Origin of the sequence: Brevibacillus sp. AF8 (assembly GCF_021270385.1) — a bacterium.
Lineage (GTDB): Bacteria > Bacillota > Bacilli > Brevibacillales > Brevibacillaceae > Brevibacillus.
Genome location: NZ_JAGQDN010000024.1, coordinates 62,439 through 85,896 on the forward strand (window position 1 = coordinate 62,439; position 23,458 = coordinate 85,896).

The 23,458-nt window shown below is 39.6% G+C and carries 17 protein-coding genes; 7 read left to right on the forward strand and 10 right to left on the reverse strand.

Annotated elements, in window-relative coordinates; translation table 11 throughout:
• Positions 1 to 27: 27 nt before the first annotated feature.
• The 6 genes from KB186_RS24265 (at position 28) to glpQ (ending at position 5,408) form a co-directional block, all read left to right on the forward strand.
• Complete coding sequence (locus tag KB186_RS24265; protein ID WP_232774533.1) at positions 28 to 1,137, forward strand: spore germination protein; 1,110 nt, start codon at positions 28 to 30, stop codon at positions 1,135 to 1,137.
• Positions 1,115 to 2,329 (forward strand): Ger(x)C family spore germination protein, encoded by a 1,215-nt coding sequence (locus tag KB186_RS24270; protein ID WP_173612540.1) that lies wholly within the window; start codon positions 1,115 to 1,117, stop codon positions 2,327 to 2,329. The genes KB186_RS24265 and KB186_RS24270 overlap by 23 nt, the downstream gene beginning before the upstream one ends.
• A 292-nt stretch (positions 2,330 to 2,621) precedes the next feature.
• Positions 2,622 to 3,041 carry a MarR family winged helix-turn-helix transcriptional regulator gene (locus KB186_RS24275; protein ID WP_007723602.1) on the forward strand — a complete coding sequence of 140 codons (420 nt, stop codon included), beginning with the start codon at positions 2,622 to 2,624 and terminating at the stop codon, positions 3,039 to 3,041.
• 27 nt (positions 3,042 to 3,068) lie between these two features.
• A complete protein-coding gene (locus KB186_RS24280) occupies positions 3,069 to 3,707 on the forward strand; it encodes a nitroreductase family protein (protein ID WP_173612541.1) in 639 nt (212 codons plus the stop codon).
• Positions 3,708 to 3,738: 31 nt separating this feature from the next.
• Complete coding sequence (locus KB186_RS24285) at positions 3,739 to 4,035, forward strand: putative quinol monooxygenase (protein WP_173612542.1); 297 nt, start codon at positions 3,739 to 3,741, stop codon at positions 4,033 to 4,035.
• A 254-nt stretch (positions 4,036 to 4,289) separates the two neighbouring features.
• Positions 4,290 to 5,408 carry a glycerophosphodiester phosphodiesterase gene (gene glpQ, locus KB186_RS24290; RefSeq protein WP_173612543.1) on the forward strand — a complete coding sequence of 373 codons (1,119 nt, stop codon included), beginning with the start codon at positions 4,290 to 4,292 and terminating at the stop codon, positions 5,406 to 5,408.
• 830 nt (positions 5,409 to 6,238) lie between these two features.
• Here glpQ and KB186_RS24295 read toward each other — a convergent pair.
• The 9 genes from KB186_RS24295 to KB186_RS24335 all read right to left on the reverse strand — a co-directional run bounded on the left by KB186_RS24295 (position 6,239) and on the right by KB186_RS24335 (position 20,536).
• Entirely contained in the window at positions 6,239 to 7,087 is an 849-nt protein-coding gene (locus tag KB186_RS24295; protein WP_232774534.1) for a hypothetical protein, read from the reverse strand.
• Positions 7,088 to 7,340: 253 nt separating this feature from the next.
• Entirely contained in the window at positions 7,341 to 9,452 is a 2,112-nt protein-coding gene (locus KB186_RS24300; protein WP_232774536.1) for a hypothetical protein, read from the reverse strand.
• The gene (locus tag KB186_RS24305; RefSeq protein WP_232774537.1) at positions 9,442 to 10,107 is read right to left on the reverse strand and encodes a hypothetical protein; all 666 of its coding nucleotides are present in this window, start codon (positions 10,105 to 10,107) and stop codon (positions 9,442 to 9,444) included. Before KB186_RS24305 ends, KB186_RS24300 begins: the two co-directional genes overlap by 11 nt.
• Positions 10,108 to 10,111: 4 nt before the next feature.
• Positions 10,112 to 11,605, reverse strand: coding sequence for a dsDNA nuclease domain-containing protein (locus KB186_RS24310; protein WP_106783269.1), 1,494 nt, complete (start codon positions 11,603 to 11,605; stop codon positions 10,112 to 10,114).
• A 559-nt stretch (positions 11,606 to 12,164) separates the two neighbouring features.
• Positions 12,165 to 13,907 carry a TnsD family Tn7-like transposition protein gene (locus KB186_RS24315; RefSeq protein WP_232774538.1) on the reverse strand — a complete coding sequence of 581 codons (1,743 nt, stop codon included), beginning with the start codon at positions 13,905 to 13,907 and terminating at the stop codon, positions 12,165 to 12,167.
• Positions 13,908 to 13,915: 8 nt separating this feature from the next.
• Positions 13,916 to 15,823 carry a TnsD family Tn7-like transposition protein gene (locus tag KB186_RS24320; RefSeq protein WP_232774539.1) on the reverse strand — a complete coding sequence of 636 codons (1,908 nt, stop codon included), beginning with the start codon at positions 15,821 to 15,823 and terminating at the stop codon, positions 13,916 to 13,918.
• Positions 15,824 to 15,831: 8 nt separating this feature from the next.
• Complete coding sequence (locus tag KB186_RS24325) at positions 15,832 to 17,547, reverse strand: ATP-binding protein (protein WP_232774541.1); 1,716 nt, start codon at positions 17,545 to 17,547, stop codon at positions 15,832 to 15,834.
• Entirely contained in the window at positions 17,540 to 19,690 is a 2,151-nt protein-coding gene (locus KB186_RS24330) for a Mu transposase C-terminal domain-containing protein (protein WP_232774543.1), read from the reverse strand. The genes KB186_RS24325 and KB186_RS24330 overlap by 8 nt, the downstream gene beginning before the upstream one ends.
• A gap of 12 nt (positions 19,691 to 19,702) precedes the next feature.
• Complete coding sequence (locus KB186_RS24335) at positions 19,703 to 20,536, reverse strand: TnsA endonuclease N-terminal domain-containing protein (RefSeq protein ID WP_232774545.1); 834 nt, start codon at positions 20,534 to 20,536, stop codon at positions 19,703 to 19,705.
• Positions 20,537 to 21,764: 1,228 nt separating this feature from the next.
• Here KB186_RS24335 and KB186_RS24340 point away from each other — a divergent pair.
• On the forward strand, positions 21,765 to 22,271 hold the full coding sequence (locus KB186_RS24340; RefSeq protein ID WP_232774546.1) for a hypothetical protein: 507 nt from the start codon (positions 21,765 to 21,767) through the stop codon (positions 22,269 to 22,271).
• 560 nt (positions 22,272 to 22,831) lie between these two features.
• Here KB186_RS24340 and KB186_RS28340 read toward each other — a convergent pair.
• Positions 22,832 to 22,963, reverse strand: coding sequence for a hypothetical protein (locus KB186_RS28340; RefSeq protein WP_255688947.1), 132 nt, complete (start codon positions 22,961 to 22,963; stop codon positions 22,832 to 22,834).
• Between the last annotated feature and the right edge of the window lie 495 nt (positions 22,964 to 23,458).

Here is a 23,458-nt window from a genome sequence, read left to right on the forward strand (position 1 = left end):
CACTCAGTATAGTAGGTGAAGCCCAAAATGTTACCCACCCGAAATGATCGGATCACCACCTCCCAAACAGCAGTGATCATCATCAACTTTATACTGGGAGCGGGAATCCTTACCCTGCCTAGAATCTCAGTGGAAAAAGCAAAGACACCGGATGTTTGGATAAGTGTCCTCATTGGCGGTTTACTTGCGATGCTCGCTGGGATAATCATTGTAAAATTAAGCCAGCGGTTCCCTGAGAAAACGTTTTTTGAATACAGCGAGGAAATTGCAGGGGAATGGGTTGGAAGGATGCTCAGCCTTCTGATCATCTGTTATTTTTGTTTGACCTCATCTCTTCAAGTCCGATCTATGGCTGAAGTAACAACCTTTTACTTGCTGGAGAAAACCCCAATGTGGGCCATTGTTATGGTATTTTTGTGGGTTGCTCTTTATCTTGTCATAGGTGGCATCAATTGTCTCGCCCGTATGCTTGAGATTATCTTGCCAATTACTGTCCTCTTTTTTTTGGTGGTTTCCTTGATGAGCATAAAAATTTTTGAAATCGATCATCTTCGTCCCGTATTGGGGCTGGGGTGGAAACCGGTGTTCGATGGGATTAAACCAACTGCGCTCGCCTATACCGGTTTTGAAATAATGATGATTCTGGTGGTATACATGAGACAGCCAAATAAAGGCGTGAAAGCCGTTGTGGTGGGAATTAGCGCCTCGTTGATCTTTTACCTGATGACAGTCGTGATGGTCATTGGGGCGTTTTCAATCGATGGAGTCGTCACAAGGACATGGCCGACCATTGATCTCATACGAAGCTTTGAAATTACCGGTTTACTCTTTGAACGGTTTGAATCGTTGCTGCTCGTATTATGGATTATGCAAATCTTTTCTACTTTCACGTTGGCTTACTACTCAGCCGCTCTAGGCCTCGCCCAGCTCTTCAAGAAAAATATGGAGCCGTTTCTATTCGGATTGCTGCCTGTTATCTACATCATTACGATGACTCCAAAAGAAATCAATAGTGTATTTGCACTTGGCGATTTTGTGGGCGATGCAGCCTTTTTATTATTTGGTGTAATGCCCCTTCTGCTTCTTATTATTTCTGGCTGGAAGGTGGGTAAGCATGAAGCAAAGTCATCATCGTGAGTGGCTCCTCCTCTTGACGTCGTTATCTGTTTTCCTGCTCTTCTTACTGACTGGATGCTGGAGCAGCAACGATATCGACAAGATGGGTATGGGCATCGGTTTGGCATTGGATGCCAGCAACAAATCAAATGTTGAAAAAAAGCTGGAAAAGCAGGGAAAGAGCCCTCCTCACGTTGACACAATCACCATGACCTATCAATTTATTAACCCAAAAGCAACAAGCAAAGAAAGCAGTTCGGCAGGACCACAACAAAAAGCATATTTGAATGCGTCCCAAACTGGTGAATCTATCCTTCCAATCATCCGTGAATTTTCATTGAGTCATGATACCCCCTTGTTCAGCCCGCACTTAAAAGTCATTGTGATTAGCGAGGCTCTGTTACACACACATCGTTTGGAATCTTTGCTGGATCTATTTCTGCGAGATAATGAAATACGTCCAAGCTGCTTGGTATTGGTTAGTAACGGGAATGCCCGCGATGTCTTGGAAACCAAAAAACCGGGAGAATTGCCAGCACTGAATTTGCTTGGAATCGTAGATAACCGAAACCGAACAGCCAAAATTTTACCTCCTGTGTCACTCGCCAAATTAACGGCCAAGTTGAATTCCGAATCAAGCTTTCTCTTGCAAAATGTTGCCGCTTCTAACAAGGAAGTGAAGTTTGAGGGGGCAGCCGTGATCAATGGAAAGACAAAAAAATGGGCGGGATTTTTAAACGAAATGGATTTGGAGGGCATAACGTGGATAACCGGAAAAGGTAAAGGAGGGCTAGTGAGAAGCCTTGACAAGGAGACAGGTCAACTGATCATCTATGAGATCGAAACCATGGAGAGCAAAATCACTCCCCATGTTGACGGAAACAAGATTTCCTTTGATGTGCATATCAATTCGAAGGGACGCTTGTCTGAAAATTGGGTGTTGAACGCAAATCCTTTTGAAAATGAATTCCTGAAAAGGGTGGAAAAAGCGGCTGAATTGGAAGTACGGAAACTGGTCAAGAGTGTCACAGCAAAAATGCAAAACCATTTCCATGCGGATGTTGCCGGATTCGGAGAACGTTTGCGAATCGAGTATCCAAAAACATGGGAGAAAGTAAAAAAAGATTGGGACCAAACATTCAGTACTGTACCCATCACTTACTTCGTAAAGCTTACCACTACTGATTTCGGCGCATCAGGGCCTAGCAAGTGAAGCTTCCTTTCGTTCTGTTATCTATTAATTGCGATTGGAGTAAGATGTCCCCTCTCCCCTTACTCCATTCCCTCTTCGTATGAATCACTTAACTTCTGCTATGACCATACCGTCCAGCGACTTTTGCAGACCATATGTTGCAAACGCTGAAATAAGGTGTTATATTATTTGACGTATCAATTATTGATGCGTCAAATATCATCAAGCTATCATGCTCCACTGACTGTATGTTGTCATGCTTGTGGATATATGACTGAGTTCCTATTCATATTGCCCCCGGGAGGCATTTTTCATGACACGCAAGGAATTTGAAGAAGAGCAAATACTGAATCTGCTCATCGGATTAACCAATAAAATAAGTCCCAAGTTCGAACGCTGTACCGGAATCAGCTCTACTCGTCTCGCGATCTTGCAAATCCTTTGCGAATGCAACGAAATCAATCAGTCCCAGCTACAAAAGCACATTAATATCGACAGTGCTGCCATTACACGCCACCTGAAGCAACTGGAAGCGGATGGTATGGTGACCCGACACAAAAATCCAAATGATAACCGCGAAACCTTCGTTCGTCTCTCCGAAGAAGGACATCATCGGATTGAAGGGTACAAAAGCGAGAAACGAAATTTTATCCAGCAGATTCTGGAAGGCTTCAGCGAGGATGAGACGCAGGTCTTAACTGATTTTCTCAAACGGATGCAAAACAACATTTGATTGTTCAAGAAGGGAGTCTGTTTTTACATGAGCACCGTACAAAGAACAAATGATTTTCGTGAAATTACGTTTGGTCGTCGTTCTGTCAAACTTTATGATCCTGAAATAAAAATCAGCCGCGAGGAAATGATTGAAATTCTAGCGGGGGCCACACGCGCTCCATCTTCGGTCAACATGCAGCCTTGGCGCTTTGTGGTGATCGAAAGTCAAGAAGGGAAAGAAAAGCTTGCAGAGCTGGCACGCTTCAACAAAACGCAGGTACTCACCTCTTCCGCCGTCATTGCCGTCTTCGTCGACATGAATAATGCGGAATATATGGATGAGATATTTGGAAAAGCTGTCGAGCTCGGATACATGCCGCAGGAAGTGAAGGACATGCAGCTGAAAGCCGTAAAGCCTTACTACGCCAATCTACCCGCTTCTGACCTGCGCGATGTCAATTTTATCGATGCTGGTCTCGTATCCATGCAATTGATGCTGGTTGCCCGTTCATTCGGCTATGACACGAACCCGATCGGCGGCTATGAAAAGGATCAAATAGCTGAAGCGCTGGATTTGGACAAGGATCGCTACCAACCGATCATGCTGATCAGTATCGGGAAAGCAGCCAAGGAAGGATACCCCTCTTACCGTCTCCCCGTTGAGACAGTGACAACCTGGAAATAATTCAAATTCGTTGGAAGAAAGGGAGAAAACCATGCTTATTATACATGCCCATCTGCAAGTGATACCCGCCCAGGAAGAAGCGTTCCTTCAAGCGGCCAAAGCCCTGGTTGCTGCAAGCCAAGCTGAAGAAGGGAATGTCGGATACACCCTTCTGAAAAGCACAGAGCAAGAATATCACTACACCATGGTAGAAAAGTGGAAGGACGCTGCCGCAGTAGCGGCCCACAATGCAAGCGATCATTTTCAGGCTTTTGTGAAGCAAGCTCCCTCCTTTTTTGCAGCAGCTATGGAATTGGAAGTATTCGCAGGAGAGCCTGTGAAGTTGTAATTCGTGATGTACGGAAAAACAGCAAGGTTGGTCCTCCGATCAGCCTTGCTGTTTTTTTGTCCAGCCATACATAAAATGGGTAATAGGCACTCGCCAACTATTTGTTGACAGCGCTTTCTTTTTCCCTTACATTAGTAACCAATATAATATTTTTGTGATGGAGATCAGGAGATTCACAATATTTCATTTGGTACGGTATAACCTACCAATGGAATTTGTGGATCTTTTTTTCATCCAAATGGAGGAGGAAGAACATGAAAAAACTAGTTACATCCTTGGCAGCCGCTCTCGCTATTACAACAAGTTTTGGAAGCGTATCCTTTGCCGAAGCGGATAAGATTGTCATCGCCCACCGCGGAGCGAGCGGATACTTGCCGGAACATACGCTGCCCGCAAAAGCGATGGCTTACGCGATGGGAGTCGACTACATCGAACAAGACGTGGTCATGACAAAGGACAACAAACTGGTCATCATGCACGACCATTATCTGGACAGCGTAACCAATGTAGCCGAGGTCTACCCTGATCGAAAACGAAAAGACGGCAGGTACTACGTTATTGATTTCACTCTTGACGAGATCAAGAAACTGAAAAGGACAGAGGTCTTCACAGTAGAAAACGGCAAGCAGGTACAAGACTATCCGGATCGCTTCCCTATCTGGAAATCCAGCTTCAGTGCTCACACCCTGGAAGAAGAGATTGAACTGATCCAGGGTATGAACAAAAGCACGGGTCGTAACGTAGGGATCTATGCGGAGATCAAGGCTCCCTGGTTCCACAGACACGAAGGAAAGGACATCAGCCTCGCAGTGCTCCAGGTGTTGAAAAAGTACGGCTACGTGTCCAAGAATGACAAAGCATACATACAGACTTTCGACCCCAATGAAGCAAAACGGATTCGCACGGAACTCTATCCACATTTGAATATGAACGTGAAGCTAGTACAGCTCATGGCAGAAACCGACTGGAACGAAACCATGATCTATGAAAACGGTAAGGCCGTTCCCTACAACTACGATTGGATGTTTGAAAAAGGGGCGATGAAAGAAATTGCGAAATACGCAGACGGCGTAGGGCCATGGAAGCCGATGATCATCAAAGAAGAGTCGACGAGAGACCACCTGATCATTACCAATCTTGTCAAAGAGGCTCATGAAGCTGACCTGGAAGTGCATCCATACACCTTCCGAGCGGATAAAGGAGAAATCCCTGCCTATGCAGCAAACTTTGAGGAACTGCTCGATCAGTTCTACTTCACAGCAGGAGTTGACGGGGTGTTTACGGACTTCCCTGACCGTGCCGTTGATTTTTTACAAAGAGCGGAGTCCCAAAGCAAAATGCCCCAGTCCCAAGGTACACAGACCGCAAAGTAACTTGAAAACACCTCTTTAACACTAAAACGCCGGTATCTTGTACGCAAAGGATTACCGGATTTAATAATGGTGATTCTTTTTGGGACAAAGCAGAGATACTATGGGACCACTCAGGAGAAGGTCGAGCTAAACGCATCTATATACCTCCGGGCGGGAAGCTGCCAACTCTATCGAGGCATTCACCATAAAGCAACTTCTGCGACTCGTATATACGATGACCTCGTGAAAATAGCGCAGTAGAAACCGTTAAACCCCGCCTCGACTCTGATAGAGCTTGTGGCGGGGTTTGGCACATATTTTTTAGTAACAGACAATATTTCACCTAACACTTTGTTTCAATAAATAGATGGCTAGAAAATAAAAATAAGCCGAGGAAAAACAGATGTGCATATCTGAATTTCACTCGACTTATTAACATGACTTTAATCGCAAAGAAAAACTATATACTCTTTACCAAGTCTAATGTAAATTTACTTACTCTAATGTCAACGAATATGAACTGTTCAATGACATTAGAGTTGTTAAATGAAAAATGTTATAACATCAAGGTTTCACCTATTTAATTCGCTAATAATATTTACATTAGAGTTGTTAAATAAATATCACTCAAATGCCCACTCTTCTTATGATTACATTAGAGTTGTTAAATATCTAAATCATAAGAAGGACACTAAAGCAGATTTGTGAGTGAATCATCCTTCGATTTAAAAAATCAAGATCACCTTTAGGAATCGACAGTCCCAGGTAATTCCTGTCGTATGTAGAAGGATTGTATTCATCATTAATGAGTGGTCTTATTTAACATAAGCTCTCCTGGAAATACCACTCTTCTAATCCCTTTCTTCCGTCCCCAAGCGCAGTCGTGGAATCACCTTGTAGATAAAGATTGCTGTAAGGAAAGCAAAGATTAAGCCACTAAACCAATAAAACCATATTATACTTACAATATTCAGTAAAAAATATATGATTATGAATCCCCAGTTTGTCATTGAATGTCTAAATCTTTCTCCATAGATCATATCCACAATCCCAATAAAGGTAAAAAACAAAAAGATTACCGCTAACGCATTTATGATAATTAAAACTGATGACAATAGATCTGCCTGGCCCTGTATAAACCACCCAACAATTAAAATTGTTAAACCAAACGTGGCATACACAATAATTATTAATACAGGCTTAAATACAATTGCAAATAATCTACTTGGTAGTTCAATAATATCGAACAAGCTATCTCTAATTGAGTCCTTGGCTAACATAGATTGTTTTAGCTTTAATTGAACTAACTCTTTCCTAATGAGATCAAGTGATTTTTCCAGTTGGTCATTTGCTAAACTTGTCATAAACTTAGATATCTTTCGATGTAAGTTATTAGATAATTCTAGATAAGAGTTACTAAAAACATCGAAAAGTTCCTTTTCTAGATCATTTCGTTCTCCTCCCCTCCCCTGTAGATATTTCACAATACTTACTTCAAGTTTTCCATATGCAGTAATCCGCTTTTCAAGAGTGTCTAGACTTGCTTGTTCTCTCTGGTGGATGTTTTTACTTATCTCTTTGTATAACCATATAAACAAAAACATACCCCCTATAAAGGAAAGAATAATAACGGGATCGTTTCCTAAAAAGTTCTGCAAGGCTTGCATAACAATTCCTATTGGGTTTAGTGATGTATTCATATTTAATCCTCCAAATTCCATACTCAATAAAATCAATGTTCAAATCTAAAATACTTAGTTATTGCTTCGAATAGGAAAAACAAATTCATCAGAACGGAATGTCATAAACTATCGATCCCGTTATTTTCAAAACTTCTCCGTTCATAAGTGACTATCGAGCTTCTAGTTTATGGATCAGGAGATTTGGAATACAAAATAATTAACTGTTTACACGAAAAAGCCGCCTTTGATAAAAGGAGGCCTGACTATCATATTATGTAATCGGTAATTCACTTTCTGTATCATCATCCAAGGGTTGTAACAAATACGTGTCAGCCCCGAGGTCAAGTGCTAATTCGGTATCGCTCACACTTCCTTTTTCAGACGACGCAATAATCACTTGAAACTTCCCTTGATATTTCTTCTCTAACTCTCTAAAAAGATCAATAAAACAATTAAACGTTTTGATGTCCAGATTTTGTTGTCTTGGTTCGTCCATGAGAAGGAGTAAAGGGTGTTGAACTGAATCCTCATAATTCAAAGCGGTCTCAAGCAAAGCAACATAGTATGATAAGATAATCCTAATCAATCCGCTGCTTGAAGTAAGATAATAAAGATTCCTCCCCTCCAATTTTGGCAAGTAATCAAATCTGTCAATTGTTATCTGCCCATATATCTTCTCAAGATCATCATCTAGGGAAACGGCATCTTTCTTTTTCTCTTCTTTAATTTTCTTTTCATCGAGACCGAGTTTTAGAAAGCTTAGGTTCTTTAGATTTGTTTTAAACGTTCTCTCAAAGAACTGGATTTTCTCCTCGTCCTTCTCTTTTTGCTTTTCAATGCCTTTAATGTAAGCCCTTTTGTCTTTAATATCTTTTTCTAGATCTTCTTTTTCTTTCAGGAGTTTCTCAAATCGCTCGATAATTTCTTTGTCTTTGTTAAGATGGGTAATCGAATTTTGAAGCTTTCCTATTTGCCGAGCGTGGAAATTGTATTCCTGGAGATTCCGTGGCTTTAACTTATCTTCAAAGTCATCCATCATCCTTTTTAGCTCCGCTTGCTCTAATTCCGCCAAAACAACTTTATTGTAAAGTTCCTCCTTATCTTTCTCCTTAATTTCTTTTAGTCGGTTAAAGTCCCTCAACTCATCTTTTAAATACCCAAGATACTGCTCGCTTTGTGCTTGAGGTATTGATTTGAAGGGACTACCACATAATCCACAATTACCACTCTCCAATTCATCATCAACATCGATAGAAAGAGCATTAAGACAACGCGGACATGAGCTCACAGGTAAAATACCCACAATCTTTTTTGCAGTTTTAAGCTTATCGTTCTTTTCAATGTCATTCAAAATCTTGTTAATAAAGAAATTGTACTCTTCGATTTCCGTTTCAAGGGATTGCATCTCTTCCCGATGCCTTCTCGCTTTCATTGAGGAAATCCTGAATTTATTCCGAATTTCAGAAAAAACATTATTCCTTTCTGAACTGCCCGATTCCAACCTTTCAATGCTTTGCTCATGATTTAATATTTCAGTTTGCGTTCGGGCGATCTCATCCTCAATTAGCTTGGTGTCTTTTAGAGCAATCATTCCGATAACATCATTGATATCATTTAACGAAGTTGTTTTCTGTTTCAACAGTGACAAAAGTTTTTCCAACTCGTGTCTCGCTGTAATTACTTCAGTCCCAGAAAACTGAAGAAGAACTTCGAAAGCTGTTTTTTTAATATCTTTCAGTCCGTATCTAGGATTTATCGCTTGAATGTCATACCAAGCCTCTTGCTGTATAACAAACAAAGGCATCAGATTCTGAATGTAGAACAACAGCTTAACATCGCCAGTTGACTCAGAATCTTCGCCACTTGTTTCAGATTCGCTCTCTGTTATTGGGGTAATGTCCATAAAAGAAAATAAAAACTCTTGATAAGTTTCGTTTCCTTTTATGTTCTTGTCTTTACGCATTTTGTAGAAAGCTCGTGTCTTGCTTTCATGTACCAGCTGCTCCAAGTTAGAACTTTTCTGAAGTTCTACACCCGAAAAAACGCATACAGGATCGTTCCAATCTAGCGCGTTACGCGCAACTACAACCCTAGTCCCTTTGTTGGATAGCTGCAAAAAAACATGAGCTTGAATAACTTTCCGCTTGTAATGTATTCTAAATAAATCCTTGAAACTCAAAATATCATTTTGACGCGTTCCATATAAATCTTCACCCTTAAGAGCAAAAATTACGCTTTGGATAAACGTCGATTTTCCCAATGTGTTCTCGCCATAAATCATACTGAACTCTTTTATGGTCCCATCAGTATCTCTAAACGGAACAAAACGAACGTACAGTTCCTTTTCTGTTTCAACCCTTATTAGAACGGATTCAATAAACACTATCACTCACCCCGTAATAACCCAAAATAAGAGATGGAAATTCCTTTTGCACATATTTTTCAATATAATCATTAGTAGCATTTGAGGGGAAAATTTTGTTAATGGTTTCCATTCTCATCTTCCATTCTTTCTCGACTTCCACAATTTCATCAGCCTTTTCCGCCCCAAGAGGTGTTAGGCTTATCAAAAACGCTTTTTGGCTTTTTGAGAAATAATCATATTTTACGTCAATTAACTTTTTGCTTATCATATAATTGAAAATCGAATCATACCGGTGATCCCACGGTCCTCTTATATACCTGATCATTGGCGAAAACGCCATTTTTTTCTCATAATCGTTAAGATTTATATAAGATGCAAGATATTTTTTGTTGCTTTTATCGATTGCTTTCATGAGGTAAAATGGATATCTAATCAAGAAATCAAAGAATGAAAACTTCCTCCTCCCATATATTGTAGGGTTCGAAAAAAAACCATCACGCTTAGTCCCACATATCCGCAGCAAAAGTAATATCCGATACGCATGGAAATCGTAATCATCGTCTGGATCTATGTAAGCAGTGCGCAAATGTGGCGGTACGGTCTCCATCTGAACATTATTATTGATTAACGCATCAAAGAATTGGTTGATCTTTTTTATGTCATCGTTATTCATACCCTCACCCTTTATTGTTCCACTTCAAATGGCATTCTGCGGCCATTTGGTACATTTGACCATACACAACCGTTTCGTTAATCTCAATTTTGCTCATTCGACTTTGTTCCTTGGCAAGTAATCTTAAATCATCCTGAAATTCCTTCCAAAATAATCTAGAATTGAACTGGGTAGCACCTTCCTCACCATTATGGATGACAGCGTTTGTGCAACGAATTTGTACGATCTTTTCTAAGTTCTTAACAATACTATGCTGATGGTGTTTGTTACCTAGCTTCAACTTTTGCAACAACAATAGATAGTTGCATCGCATCTCAGTGGCTATTGCTATTATTTTGTTTTCGTTTTCTATATCTTGAAATTCAATCTTTTTTATCTTAGATTCCAATTTACTTTGCTTCTCAGGATCGCTGTCTAAAATTTTCTTCACCTCATCCTCATCAGCAGTAGGTGGGAAAATCATCGAATCCTCTGGTTGAGGAGTTATTTTCTCGCTAATGAAATCAATTTTATGCTCTAACGTGTTAAGTTGTGTTTTCACCTCATCGAAACCCTCGTCTATTTTTACTCCTAAGCCTTCAATTTTCCCAATGAATTCACGATCTATGCAGCCTCTCAGCTCTTCCTCGGTTTCTCGAAATATTTCTTCGAGCAGCTCACGATCCAAGGTTCGGGAGTCAGCATTATCCTCCGCAGATCTGAAAAATATTTCAGTCAACAATCTCTCAAAGTACAATGCGACTTGCTCTTTGTTGGGTATTATTTGCCCAAGCAAAGTGATCGTTTCTGCTTTAAGCGATTGAAGAGCTTTATCTGGATCTTCCTTTTCAAAAACCCACTCTATCCTTTTTACAAAATCCAGTAAGATCTCCACATCATCGAGTTTTTTAAGAAAACTCTCCCCAAGTTTTTTGACAGATTCATACTCCGCTTTTAACGTTTCTAATTCCTTTGCGTTTCTCCTTTTCGCTGCCGTACTTTTAGGTTGTTTAGCCTCAAGTGTCTCAATTTTGGGTAAGATGCTAGATAAAGTAGAACGAATATTGTCATTTGCACTATCTCGCAAAATTTGTTGGGTTTTCACAACCAGCTTTGCAAGCAACTCTACGTTCTCCTCATTTAGTGGCTGTGAATTTATCCATTCGTTTAACAGCTCGTCCCTACCGGAAGGTTTTGAATTGGTTTCGAAGATAAATTTCCCTTTATATTCTTCGTAACATAAGTACAGCACAAAAAAATTATATAGTGTCTTAGTAAGTTCACTGCCACTTAGGTTGAAAGAAGAAGAATAACTTTTAACTTGAGTCCATGTAATACTTTTGTTCACATAGTCAAATTGCTTAATATCGTCCTCTACTTCGCAATAAACTATAATATCTGACTGGTCTCGATAGTTAACCAACCATTGAAACAAGGTCTTAATATATTGATACACAAAACCACGACTGGTGCCTGGGGCATCAGTGTTTTTTTTGAAAATGAGCAACTCCTGAGACATTGTGTACTCTCCTTGCCCCAATGAAATGTTTGGTCATACTTCCAAAGTATAGTAGTTTTTACTCAACTCGGAAATAGTTTTTTACCGCAGTATTACATCTCGGGTGGATTTTGAGTCCATGACATTCCTTTGAGATTTACCTATCCTTAGACAACAAACAAAAACGGATGCCGCAGCACCCGTTTCATTTCGAAATCGATTCGATATCCGTTAGATAGAAACGTTTCTTTTTGTTTTCTAATATCTCATGTTACTTCACATCGTCACGCTCACGAGGTCTCGACGTATATTCACCATGACTCCCGAGTGCTTCCTAAATTTGAACTAATATTTTCGCTGGATTGATTTCACGAACGAGCTCTTTTCACACGTTCCCAGATGCCCTTTCTACGAAATAAAATACTTCACGGTAAATGCATAGTCGTATTGAATACTGTCATATAAATGAAAACACATTGCTCCGAACTCTTCTCCGTCAAAGACCTATCGTTCAAATTGTAGCTGTGCTTTCCAAACTATTTATTAGCACGAAAGAAAATACGAGTTTGTCATTAGAAAATTATGCCCCATTCCCTGAAGTTTTTGAGACATTCATCAGACGGCGAAACTCTTTCAAGCTTATACCTGCTTCCTTTGCAATCTTCCAGGCGGGTCTTGTTGTTCTCGCAAACTCACTCTCATTCATGGCCATGCTTATTCTACGCTTCCGAAACTCTTCGGTACTTTCAACATATTTTGATAATTCCTTGCTGGTTTTAGGTAATTTACCCAATTTGTTATGTATCAATGAAAGTGCTCCAATTTTTCTCCCGATCTCAGATTTTGAAATCCTCATATTTTTGATCGTGTACAATTGTTCTGCTACACTGTGTACCTTTTCAGCAATTATGTTATCCCTTTGTTCCCAATCTACCCGCTTCCTTGGTTGACTTCTCAGATTCCTTATCGTCTCATCGGCTAACAGTCTCTGCTGCTGCTTTTTCGTAGTCTTAGTTTGTTTTTTAGTCGAATTTGAAGGATTAACTCCGATTTTTGAGCCATTGAGTTTATTCATTTGGTTTTTAACAGTTGTTGGATCAACCCCAAGAATACGGGCTTTTGCCCTAAGTGAATAGTTTCCCCCCTCCACCAGTTCGCTTAGTCGTTTTATCCATACATATCCAAATCCTTTAATTCTTCCTATTCTATACGTATCTTCCTCTACTTTATCTGGTCCACGACGACTATAAATAAAACCACAAACGCAATTAAAGGTCCCTACAGGTTTCCCCGTGCTTGAACATCGTGTTACTTTACAGTTGGTAACAATCAACTCTTTGTAATGTATCGCTGCTTTGTTTAGACACGGCCATGGTCCCTCCCCAAAGGGATCCATTTGTAGAACTCCTTCTCTCTTCGAGAACGATAAATGGGTGGGTAAACCCAAGAAAATATGTAATAGAATATGACGAAGGGGATGCATAGTGAAATGTTCTTTTCTCATAACCTTATGGAGCCACGAATATTGCTCAGTTGGATGAATATTACAACCAATCTGATTCAGAAAGTTTTCCCCAAATAAATTTATAAACGCTTGGATTATCAACTTAAATCTTAGTCTCCCAGTGGGACTTACAAACCCCATTTCCTGCAATCTTGCTAAGTAAATTATCCGAAGGGTACCTCCACCACCTGGGTCACATTCAGAATTTAAAATATGATAGGAGTACTTTGCAATTTTAACTTCTGTACTGGTTCTAATTGTTGGTACATTAGGTAAAGCCACCTCTTCTAATGAAACGAATTCATGCTTATTTCTTCTTGATGAGAATGGGACATTTGAATCAATGAGTAAACTCGAATGAAGGTGGCATACGGTAACTCCTGGTAGTTGATGAGCTCTGTGCCAATATGCAATGCCATATTGCAAACGATCCCTGTCGACGCACATGGTACAGTATCGAAGAAACTTATTGTTCTTCACCCCATTTGCAGGTAAACCCAACTTCATATATAGAGAGCTTCCGTCACCATGTAACATCTCCTCTTCAGCCTGTTTGAACCTCTCTTCAGGTAAGAAAGGTTTGAAGTAGGATAGAAGAGTGTTATCGTTTAATAATTCGTAAGCAGATATCACCTTCCCGGGAATTCTGGTACTTAACTTGTTTAGATGACAAGGTAAATCAGTAACAGCACAAATGGTTTTGGAACCAAAGAAATCACGCACACTATTTTTGTGGCTTTCGTTTCCAGAGTATGCATGATATCTTGCTAGTACACTGTAGAGTAGTTCGTCCGGCAATGTCGGAGGAAAAAAGTGCATCCATTTATCTAATCCTTCCTCATTGTATTATAATTATCTATCTTTTCTTGGATATGTGAAAAGGTTTCCTGTTCGAGATTTTTATACATCTGAAATCTAGTTTGGATTAATTGTAAAGAAAGAGTTTTATACCTAGAACTCTCAAACCATTGCAATACGTTAGGAAAATTCCGGACTGCATACTGATCTTTCGACTCAGTACCGTCTTGAAGAAGTTGGGTGGTCTTTGGCAATAGGCGTCGAAAGGTATAGTATCTTCCCATTATCGTTTTAGGCAACGCTCGTAATATCGTCGCCTTGGAAATTCTCCTATCCGGTGGATTTTCCCTACACTGATAGACTGCAATTTCGACCAGTTTAGATAAATCATCATCTAATGTTTTAAGATTCAATTCCTTCTCCATTCTCTTTCTCGGTGGTAAAACACTTTCCATCCATTCCCTCTCGTTGCACATTAACCAATCGTAGCGATGATTGTTATACTTCCTAATCACCGGTCTTGTAACATCCCTCCCTAGTTTTTCAATCGCTTCCAGAACTGTCTGTTTATACACATCACTCTTAGGAAATGATGTTGCAGCAGCTTGTGTGTACCCCAATTCTATGACTTTCAGAGCAGCTTCTATATCGATCTTCTTGGACCTACGGGAAATCTCTTTACGAAACGGCCGTAGGTATTTGCCAATTGTTGTTTTATTTGAATGCATGAGCTCAGCTATTTTTTGAATTCGATAACCCTCTTGATAGTACTTTACCGCGGTACTAATAAATAGTGTCCCCATCGTTTCTATAGAATATTGGCTCTCATTCTCTTCTTTTGGCAATCCTCGTCTCGTATATATCATTTCACAATGTGGGCATGTGAATACTCCCGTTACCCATTCGTGTGCTTTACGCAAGCATTTTTTGATTATCGGCTTGTAATAATATGGACAAATGAAGTTTAGACATCGCCAGGGCCCAACGCCAAATGGAAGCGGGACAGAATATGAATTGTTCTGAGCAAAAAAACCGTCTATCGAACCGCCAAAAAAACGCATGAGAAGGATATTGAATAGAACGTGCTTATGTAGATTTTCTCTTTGGAACATTTCCACGAGAAATTTTCCATTCGTGAATTGTCCTAAATCTAAATTTCGTAAAGTCTCCTCGCCATAAAACTCTACGAAATCCTGAAGTATATTGCTTTTATAGATAAAGTCCCCTTTATAGTGGATGTACCCACGATACCCAGCTTCTACGAGTAGTTTCTGATAAATCAAATCTAAGGACACTTCTTTTCTCTTCATTAATCCGATAACGTCTTCCAAAAGCGAACGGACAAAAGAATCGACCATCCCTTTTGTTGATATTATTTCATGACCATTTTCACAGAAGGGGGTTATTAGCATGGCAGTCCCAGTTTTATTCATCAAAGGGATATCACAAACTGAGCATTGAGTAATTAAACTATCACCATGAATATGACAAAATGTTAGAAACTTTAGTTGATGAGTTCGATGCAAATAACTTACACCATACATTTGAAAATCATTCTGTAAACACGTAGGACAATACTTACCTTCTATTGAGACTACTTTTTGGAATCTCTTGTGAACTAGAGGGTTATTATTGCTCTCATGTATCATTGCCTCTAAACATATACTCACTTGTTCTTCATTCAAGAATGGCCGATATAGCGGATAGAACGTGTGCAATTCGATAATATCTTGAATAAAGTCTATCGAGACTCCTAAATGGTCACATAAGCGCATCAAACTCTTCGGATAAGTAACCATACCTTGGTGATTCCTACCGAATAACTCCTGTCTGCTATGTAGGTAAGAATCATAGGGTGAATAGAGAAAATGTCTGTACGTTAGGCTTTTAAAATCCTCATCGGGGTATGGTGTAGGAAAAGACACTATTTTTCTCATATGAACACCTAACTCACTACGAATTCATCATACGTATTTATCACCCCAGATTCCGATAAGGCTTCATCAATCGTTCTCCCTCGTCGAGATCCTTCCTGGACAATTTGCCTAATATCATCCGCCTCAAAAGTGTTGTTTTTCCTTCCTCTCGAGGTTGCCTTCTCTTGGTTCTGTTCTGCTCCTTTGACAGCAATATCGGTTCCACCTTTTGTAAGCACTAACTTTGCAATTTCAGAGTATAAAAGTTCTGTATCCTCACAACCGCTATATTTCTTTTCAATCTCACAAGCGTAATGCTCCGCCTCTTCTGTTTGACATCCCATCTTAGTAGCAAAGATTGTTAGTTGCTCGATTAATGTTTTTCTATTTCGTTGCATGATAATTCTTTTATGCTCCTCAGACATTTGACCATCAATTTGTATCTTATGACTTATCTGAGAAAGATATTTGTCAAAAGAAATCCAGTCCGGTTTAAGATCTTCAAATTCTACAGGATCAACGTCTTCCCCCTTACGAATACGTTCAAAAATTGGCTGAACTAACCGTAGGGTTTTATTTGCCACTTCATCGATCATGCTAACGGTAATATGTTCATTCTCACTATATAAAATCACATGCGACTGTACGTGCATAAACAACTTAACTGCAAAATCTGGTATGCCTAGGGTGTGGTAGTACATGGACGCTTTTAACTGAGGGGTAAGTGCTGTGATGTTCTTTGTATACTGCAAATCCCAGAGGCTCTCAATGAACTGTTCCCACTCCCAATTCTCTTTCATACGGTCCGTAATATTCTCCGCGTACCCATCTGGCACGCCTCTCCGGCAGTTTGCAAGACAAGTCTTAAACAGATACATAGCCTTAAATGTACCAATCATGATAATGGGAACACCAATCGAATTGGTTAACTCCGTAATAAAATCTATCATTTTTTCATCCCCGCCGGAATGAGCACGGTTTACGCGTTGGATCTCATCTATCACGAGGACACCTAAGTTAATTAAACCTGCGACTTTTGCCATTCGTTTCGCCAAAACCTCAGCTCTGCCGTCTTTTTCTGCTAGATCCTCGTAATAGGTAGTCCCAAGGATCTCATCAACCGCATAGTAAAAGTTCCTGCACAAGGCCCCAATCGAGCGGTTACTTGGACATTCAATCTTCAGCCAAACAACTTGTTTGCAGGGGAGAGCACTCCCCTGATAACGAGTATGGTGGATCACTTGAGGAAAAAACAATTGCAATAACTTGTCATACGTCTTTGATTTCCCCATTCCACTTAAGCCAATTTCTGCACACTGTTTTGCTGTTTGTAAATGGCCAAGTAAATTAGTACCATCAGGGTTTGTTCCATGAGCTAAGATATTCCCATACCCGACAGACAGATGCCGTTGATACATCGCCGTCATAGGATTTCTTGATTGGTATCCGATTTTTATCATAGTATAAATATTTCGATAACGTTCAAAATGAGGGGTTAATGGCAACCAGAAACTCGGTTTGATTTGTTGTACCAATTCTAGACGTTCTTCAACAGTAAGTGTTGAATGATTCCCGCAATACTTAGGCACGGAGTACAAGTGGTCATAAATATCATCAATACTTAGCCGAGAAGGGATTGCTTCAATAAATGGATTTCCCTTATTTTCTGGAACGATCTGCTCCTGATACTCCGCATTCATTTGGTATCCCTTTAAAATAGAATTTCTAATATCGATATTAGTCACGTTCTTTTCTTTTCTCCTTGTTTTTTGACATTAAAAACAACTGCATATTGTTGATAGGCTGTTCCTTTGTTGCTTGTGGTTTTTGAAAAGGGACAACCTCCCCGGAAAGGAGTTCATCTTTATTTAGATTCGTATTTACCGCCGTCCAAGCACCTTTACTTGTGTCAACTCGTTTATCCAATGTTCGTACAAATCGTTTATTTTTAAATTTTGCAGATTTGGGCCTACCCGATGTTGCCTCTTTCGTTTTTTGGGTTTCAATATTCGTCATGCTTCTTGCTACCGAATCCAAAACGGCTTCTACATTAAATTGATCTTTTTTCTTTTGATCCATCTGTTTTTTCTTGTATCTCACCATGATTCTTACATCATCAAGATGTAAGCCCTCGTAATCCCGATACTTTGCTGTTAAGTAGCATTGTTCAAAAGATCCATCTTTTAACTTCAAAAAAATGCTGCTACAGTTTCTTGAGTCATAACAAACTTCGATCTTCTTGCTGCCATCAACTCTCTCAGCTTCAAACCATCCTTCTTCGATTGCGCGATCACAAGTATACGCCATTTTTTCAAAGATAATTCCTGCTCTTGTTACCGATCCTTCTCCTCTAGGAAGTAGACTATAGCGAATTAGTTGGCGTGGTTTTTCGTGCAGCAGATTTTTATGAACTCCCCAGTTCCAAACGCCTAATGGTGTCAACTCGACCTTGTCCTCAAACAACTCCCTTGTTAAAAAGAAATTTTCGCTCAACACGCTTTTGTTAAATTCAAGAACAAAGTAGATGACGATTTTCGTAAATGCTTCGAACGTATATACTGCATAATCCGCGGGATTCTTATCTCCTCTCTCCCTGTGTTGCTTCACAACTGCTCCAGGGATAAGTTCACGAATCCTAGCATTAAACCGACGGAACTGCTGCTCTATAAATGGCTTTAAGTCCCCTCTTCCAGAGGGGGCATTTCCAATCTGGACGTTAATCATCACTAAATTATTGGAGTTCCTGCTTTTCATTTCCCCACGGTCAGCAGCGATAAATTTAGGCAAATGTCGGGATGGCCAATCTTCTTCGTCGATTTCTATACCATACCTTGCACAAAATTCAACCTTATCTGTAGCTACATTTTCTAAAGCAACCATCGCTTCTTCCCACGAAGGATTTCTGCATATATGCATCCCAGTAATCATTCTACTCATAACATCTTTTACAAAATATACATGTGCACGACCTATTTCTGTTTTATTATCATTCGACATTAAGATGACATCGGCTGGCGTTGAATCAATCTCAAATAGAGCACCTGGACCTTGTATATCTTCTATAGGATTTCCCGTAAGAGCCCTTGCGTTCATTTCAGCTTTTCTTCTACCATATTTTTTTTCGTACTTCTCTTTCTCGCTATACTCATGTTGGTACCAATAACGAAACTGTCTTTCTGATGGACAGTTATTAACTACAACGATCGGAACCATGACACCATGTTCCCTGTAATATCCTTCGTTATACTCCGTCTGCAACATGTGCTTGTACGTTTCTTTTATGTTTTTTCCCTCTTTTTTATGAAAGCGTTCAATTGCAGTCTTAAACTTCCTCTTATCAACTTCCGTTAAGAGATACCCTTCTCTATCTTCCGGTTTTTTACCAGTATTGTTTATCCTCTTAGCATGTTGAGGGTACCCGCAGTCAAAATAGTTATTTAAGAGACCATTTAGGGACTTTCCATAAAACCAGTACTTTTTAAGACAATCATAAATAATGTTCAATGGTTTTCCCGATGTTTCTCCTGCATCACGAATCAATTGCCCACGATGCTCCTTAAGGTAAATGTCTGGTTCTTTTGAGACAATATCCTTAATAATCTCCCATTTTGCTTCTTGGCTTTTTTTATGCTTTTGCAGATAATCCTCATCAGGCGCAATCAACTTTAAGTCAGGATCCACATGAATGATTCTTGCAAAGCCATCTTCAATCAGATGCTCAATTTCCGAATATTGCCTAAAATAAGGAAAATCTATTTTGTTTTTATTAACAATGTTAATTAGAACCACTTCAGTCCGATCTGGTGAAATCCACAGTACTCTTTCCAGGATTTCTTTCATTTCGAGTTGATCACTAAAAGCGACAATTGTATTTTCAACAATTTGCATCTGTTCTTCTCCTTACGCATAGTTCTTTGAGATAGAGTCATAAGAAGATCCTAGAGTGAGCTGAAGCGGCTTATTCTCACGAATTAATTGATGCATGTCTGTGACCCAGTGTTTATTTGCAATCATATGTTTCACGATGTATAAGGAGGTCCCTGGCATTAATCCTAATTCTAGATCACAGGTAAGACATTGTTTACTTATAGATACCTTTGTACTATTCATTGATAAGAGTGAGAACAAAGGTTTGGACACCATACTCACCAGCTCTGCGTCAACTCCATCTCGGGATCCTAGTTCCTTAGTATCGTAAAGCCAATCAATGTTCTTTATTAAATTCATTGGTTTATTCTTTTCTAAGACAATCCCCCAAGAAAGCCCTAACTCAAGATAATATCTCCTCTCTAATTCAAATAACTCTAATGTCCTCCTCGTCAATTTATTAACGGGTTTAATTGTTCTAGCAAAATCCATTTCCTTACCATCTGGCTGAATAACCGTAAGCATAAAGTCTGTTGTCATAATTACGTTTTCACCATTTAAATGAGGGTGGGGAACATTCAATTTTCTTGCAATTTTTGTTGTTAAATCGAAGTCAAGGGGATACTGTTCTCTAATATCAACTACCAGATCCGACCATTCTTGGACAAGTAGATAGTGATACTCATGCCTCGATAAGGTATGATGAATTCTCCTTGTCTTCCACCCAAGTGACCTTGTTATCCATCCTTCGGAAGGTGCCCTGTTATCAGAAGCTTGGATAAAGGGCACATAAATTTGACCTCTCCCCTTGCCTCTCCCGTCTTTTAGCCGATTTTGGTGATTTTTTAACAAGATATTTTCAGACATTTTTAAACATCCTCCTGATAATAAAAAAGCACATAACGGAATCCATTATGTGTCTCTGTTGATGCGCAATTTATTACAGAATATTGTATCAATTTAAAAAACTAACTACAATATGTAGATTTTTCCAGTTTGAAAATTTTGATCTACTTATATGCTTTCCATTTCACTATCCTTATATAACCGCCATTTACGCCTTTCCTTTATACGCAACTTGAAGTTAGTATTTTTCAATACGGTCCATCGTCTTTGTATTCTTCCTGTTCAAAGTTTGTCTAAACGTGCGATGTATTTTTTCATGGGAATCATCTTCTCTCCCCTGGTATAAGAGCGCCTCTGCTGAATAACCGATTTATTTATGTTTCGCTAGATTGCATTCTCTCCTTCTACTTAGAAAATTTAAGAGGTACTATTAAAGTCTCAAAAATCTTTTTTTAAATCTTATTGAAGTGATGTCTGTCATATTCATTGTAAAATGATTTATAAAACAAGCTGATTTTACCCGCTTTCTCAGCTTCAATACAGTCTTGAGCGAGACTTATATATAGTAATGATCCGAATCTAACCTTTTCTGGTATAGGGTAAAAACCTACCCATGGCCTATAAGGTCTTCGATACCACCTATCCTGATCGAAGTATTTTGAAAAAACCTGACCCCTAATATAAACAAAATATGTATTCAGAACAAAAACAATTTCGCAACGTCGATTTATTCTCGCGCTACAAAACTCTCTAGCCGATGCTAATGTAGTATTTTCAATAAGACAATGTTTGTCATACCATACTGAATAAAATACGTAGTCGTCATACTTGATGCAATAGTCGCCCATTCTCTCTATAGGTATGGCTGGAAAAACATCCGCAATAGTGTAGTACATGGTATCGCCCCCACGAAAAATCATTAGATCCATTTTTCCCAAAAGGAACGATACTTAACATTTTTCTTTATTTTTTCGTTCTTTTAAATTTCTATTTTCTACCTAGGACAGCTTCCTCCGTGTCGGTATCTGTAGTGATCCCACAGTAATTTACCACTCCAGTCAGTCCTCCTACAATCTTACATCTCAATTGCCCCCCCTTTATTCCATTTTTTTGAACCTAGAACAGGACAGCTATCACTTTGTCATTCTTTTTATCACAGGGAATGCTCTTGAACCACCGTTTTACGCTCTCCCTTCTTGTAGGAATTTCCAAATTACTGTCGAAATGACTAAGGAAGGGGGTGAAACCAATGTATTCTGTCACACAACTACAAGCCATGGATTATATCTTAAAGAGAATTACTCTTGAAGAATCCTATCCTTTTTTCCGTAAGAATCTGAAATTAGTTGTAGAAATCAACGGCTCATTTTGGTACGGGGACTTTATTCAAATGGATGGTCTAGCTGCAAAGCAATTATTTATTGACGATAGTGGTGAGATTGAATGCGATAAATTCTATCCCACTGGGAGTAACGCTATTACTTTGTTAAAACAGATATGGGATGCATATGTTACTGCTGCAAAAAATGAAACGAATCCTTTCTGGAACAACCCCTTTCGCAGTATCAATGACTTATCTTTATTGTTTGAAGCGCTGACCAGAATTTTGGATTTGTCCAATATTGTTGAAGATTCAAGTCCCTTCAATCCATATTTTCTTAACGCGCACACATTGGATGGAACTCTTCAATTGACGTTTATCAATCTGAATAGCGCGAAGATTAAACTCGTATCCATCATCGAAGTTAAGAATTGAGTTTATTAAAGTAACTGTTGATGATTTTCAACACTGCTTCTTCTCTCAGTTCTGCTGTATCTTTATTCCCGCCTAGTACCTGGGAGATTCGCTTTCTGAAATGGGAAAGCGGATCTCTTTGTTTTTTCTTTCAGGAAAAACAATATGGGGTGGGGCGTCTTTGTGCCGTATTTCTAGTCTAAGGTGTTTTGCCGTTGGTCCAAGTTCTCTAGGTAGCTTTTTATTCACCTCCGTTCCCCTCCAGTTATGCCAGCTTCGCCATCTCGTAAGCTAAAAGCGGCTCCGTTTCCTGCACTCGTCTGCCCGTTGAACCATTACCGCCGCATCTTCCCTTGCATCTTCCAGCTCCTTACGTTGACGGGCTAGTACGCCTTGGTTGTGTTGTATAGTTCCCCTCAATGCAGACGCTGTAAATCTTCAATGTAACGGAGTGCTTCCAGCCTTGGGTGTCCGTCCTTCTGATCGGCTAGCATTTCAAGCTGTTCAGCTTGATCTAATGAGCTGCCGTATTATCAGTCCTCCCCGACCGTTTTAACTCTGCCGCCTGCTCCCGCGAGTCCTTAGCCCGCTGGCAATAGTCCCGCTCTCTCCATAAGCTGTCCATAGTCTACTTGTGCCCGGGCGATGGAACGCACCGTTTCCTCTATCTCTTTTTCCACTACTTCCGTTACTACCTGTTCACGTTTTGCCATTGTCTGTTCATCTCCTTAGATTTTCCTGCATGCAAAAAAGGCTCACTCCATTTGCAACAAGTGGAATAAGCCTTCTTAGTGTGGTCAAGTTTAGATAATCAAGTTTTTAAGTGTGTACGTTGTACAAGCGTATCTATTGCACAGATAGGACACCAGCTACCACTACTTCGTATGTGTGCAGGGGCTGCTTCCCAAATATGACCCTTTTTGCACTGCTTCAATCGTTTTTCTTATGTCATTTTATTTTTCCGATTAAATTTCTCTATGAAGATTATAAATCAGAAGGGTTAAAGGTACTGACTTCTACTACTCGTTTACAAAAGCCTATCAATATACTTTCTATCTAACACAATCTCCTGCCTAATCTTGTGTACCATCACTTGTGGTACGGTTCACCACAGTTGAGGCTTCAGCAACGGAAAAAAGCCGCGAATATATATCGTAGTTGAACTTTTGTTAATCCTCTTAGTTACTTTCACATTCTTTTTATCTCTG

Excerpts from the sequence above, each read along its gene's own strand:
- KB186_RS24265 (WP_232774533.1), top strand. The coding sequence starts at position 28 with ATGTTACCCACCCGAAATGATCGGATCACCACCTCCCAAACAGCAGTG.
- KB186_RS24315 (WP_232774538.1), bottom strand. The coding sequence starts at position 13,907 with ATGCACTTTTTTCCTCCGACATTGCCGGACGAACTACTCTACAGTGTA.
- KB186_RS24270 (WP_173612540.1), top strand. The coding sequence starts at position 1,115 with ATGAAGCAAAGTCATCATCGTGAGTGGCTCCTCCTCTTGACGTCGTTA.
- glpQ (WP_173612543.1), top strand. The coding sequence starts at position 4,290 with ATGAAAAAACTAGTTACATCCTTGGCAGCCGCTCTCGCTATTACAACA.
- KB186_RS24295 (WP_232774534.1), bottom strand. The coding sequence starts at position 7,087 with ATGAATACATCACTAAACCCAATAGGAATTGTTATGCAAGCCTTGCAG.
- KB186_RS24335 (WP_232774545.1), bottom strand. The coding sequence starts at position 20,536 with ATGTCTGAAAATATCTTGTTAAAAAATCACCAAAATCGGCTAAAAGAC.
- KB186_RS24330 (WP_232774543.1), bottom strand. The coding sequence starts at position 19,690 with ATGCAAATTGTTGAAAATACAATTGTCGCTTTTAGTGATCAACTCGAA.
- KB186_RS28340 (WP_255688947.1), bottom strand. The coding sequence starts at position 22,963 with ATGGCAAAACGTGAACAGGTAGTAACGGAAGTAGTGGAAAAAGAGATA.
- KB186_RS24320 (WP_232774539.1), bottom strand. The coding sequence starts at position 15,823 with ATGAGAAAAATAGTGTCTTTTCCTACACCATACCCCGATGAGGATTTT.
- KB186_RS24305 (WP_232774537.1), bottom strand. The coding sequence starts at position 10,107 with ATGAATAACGATGACATAAAAAAGATCAACCAATTCTTTGATGCGTTA.
- KB186_RS24275 (WP_007723602.1), top strand. The coding sequence starts at position 2,622 with ATGACACGCAAGGAATTTGAAGAAGAGCAAATACTGAATCTGCTCATC.
- KB186_RS24280 (WP_173612541.1), top strand. The coding sequence starts at position 3,069 with ATGAGCACCGTACAAAGAACAAATGATTTTCGTGAAATTACGTTTGGT.
- KB186_RS24340 (WP_232774546.1), top strand. The coding sequence starts at position 21,765 with ATGTATTCTGTCACACAACTACAAGCCATGGATTATATCTTAAAGAGA.
- KB186_RS24310 (WP_106783269.1), bottom strand. The coding sequence starts at position 11,605 with ATGTCTCAGGAGTTGCTCATTTTCAAAAAAAACACTGATGCCCCAGGC.
- KB186_RS24285 (WP_173612542.1), top strand. The coding sequence starts at position 3,739 with ATGCTTATTATACATGCCCATCTGCAAGTGATACCCGCCCAGGAAGAA.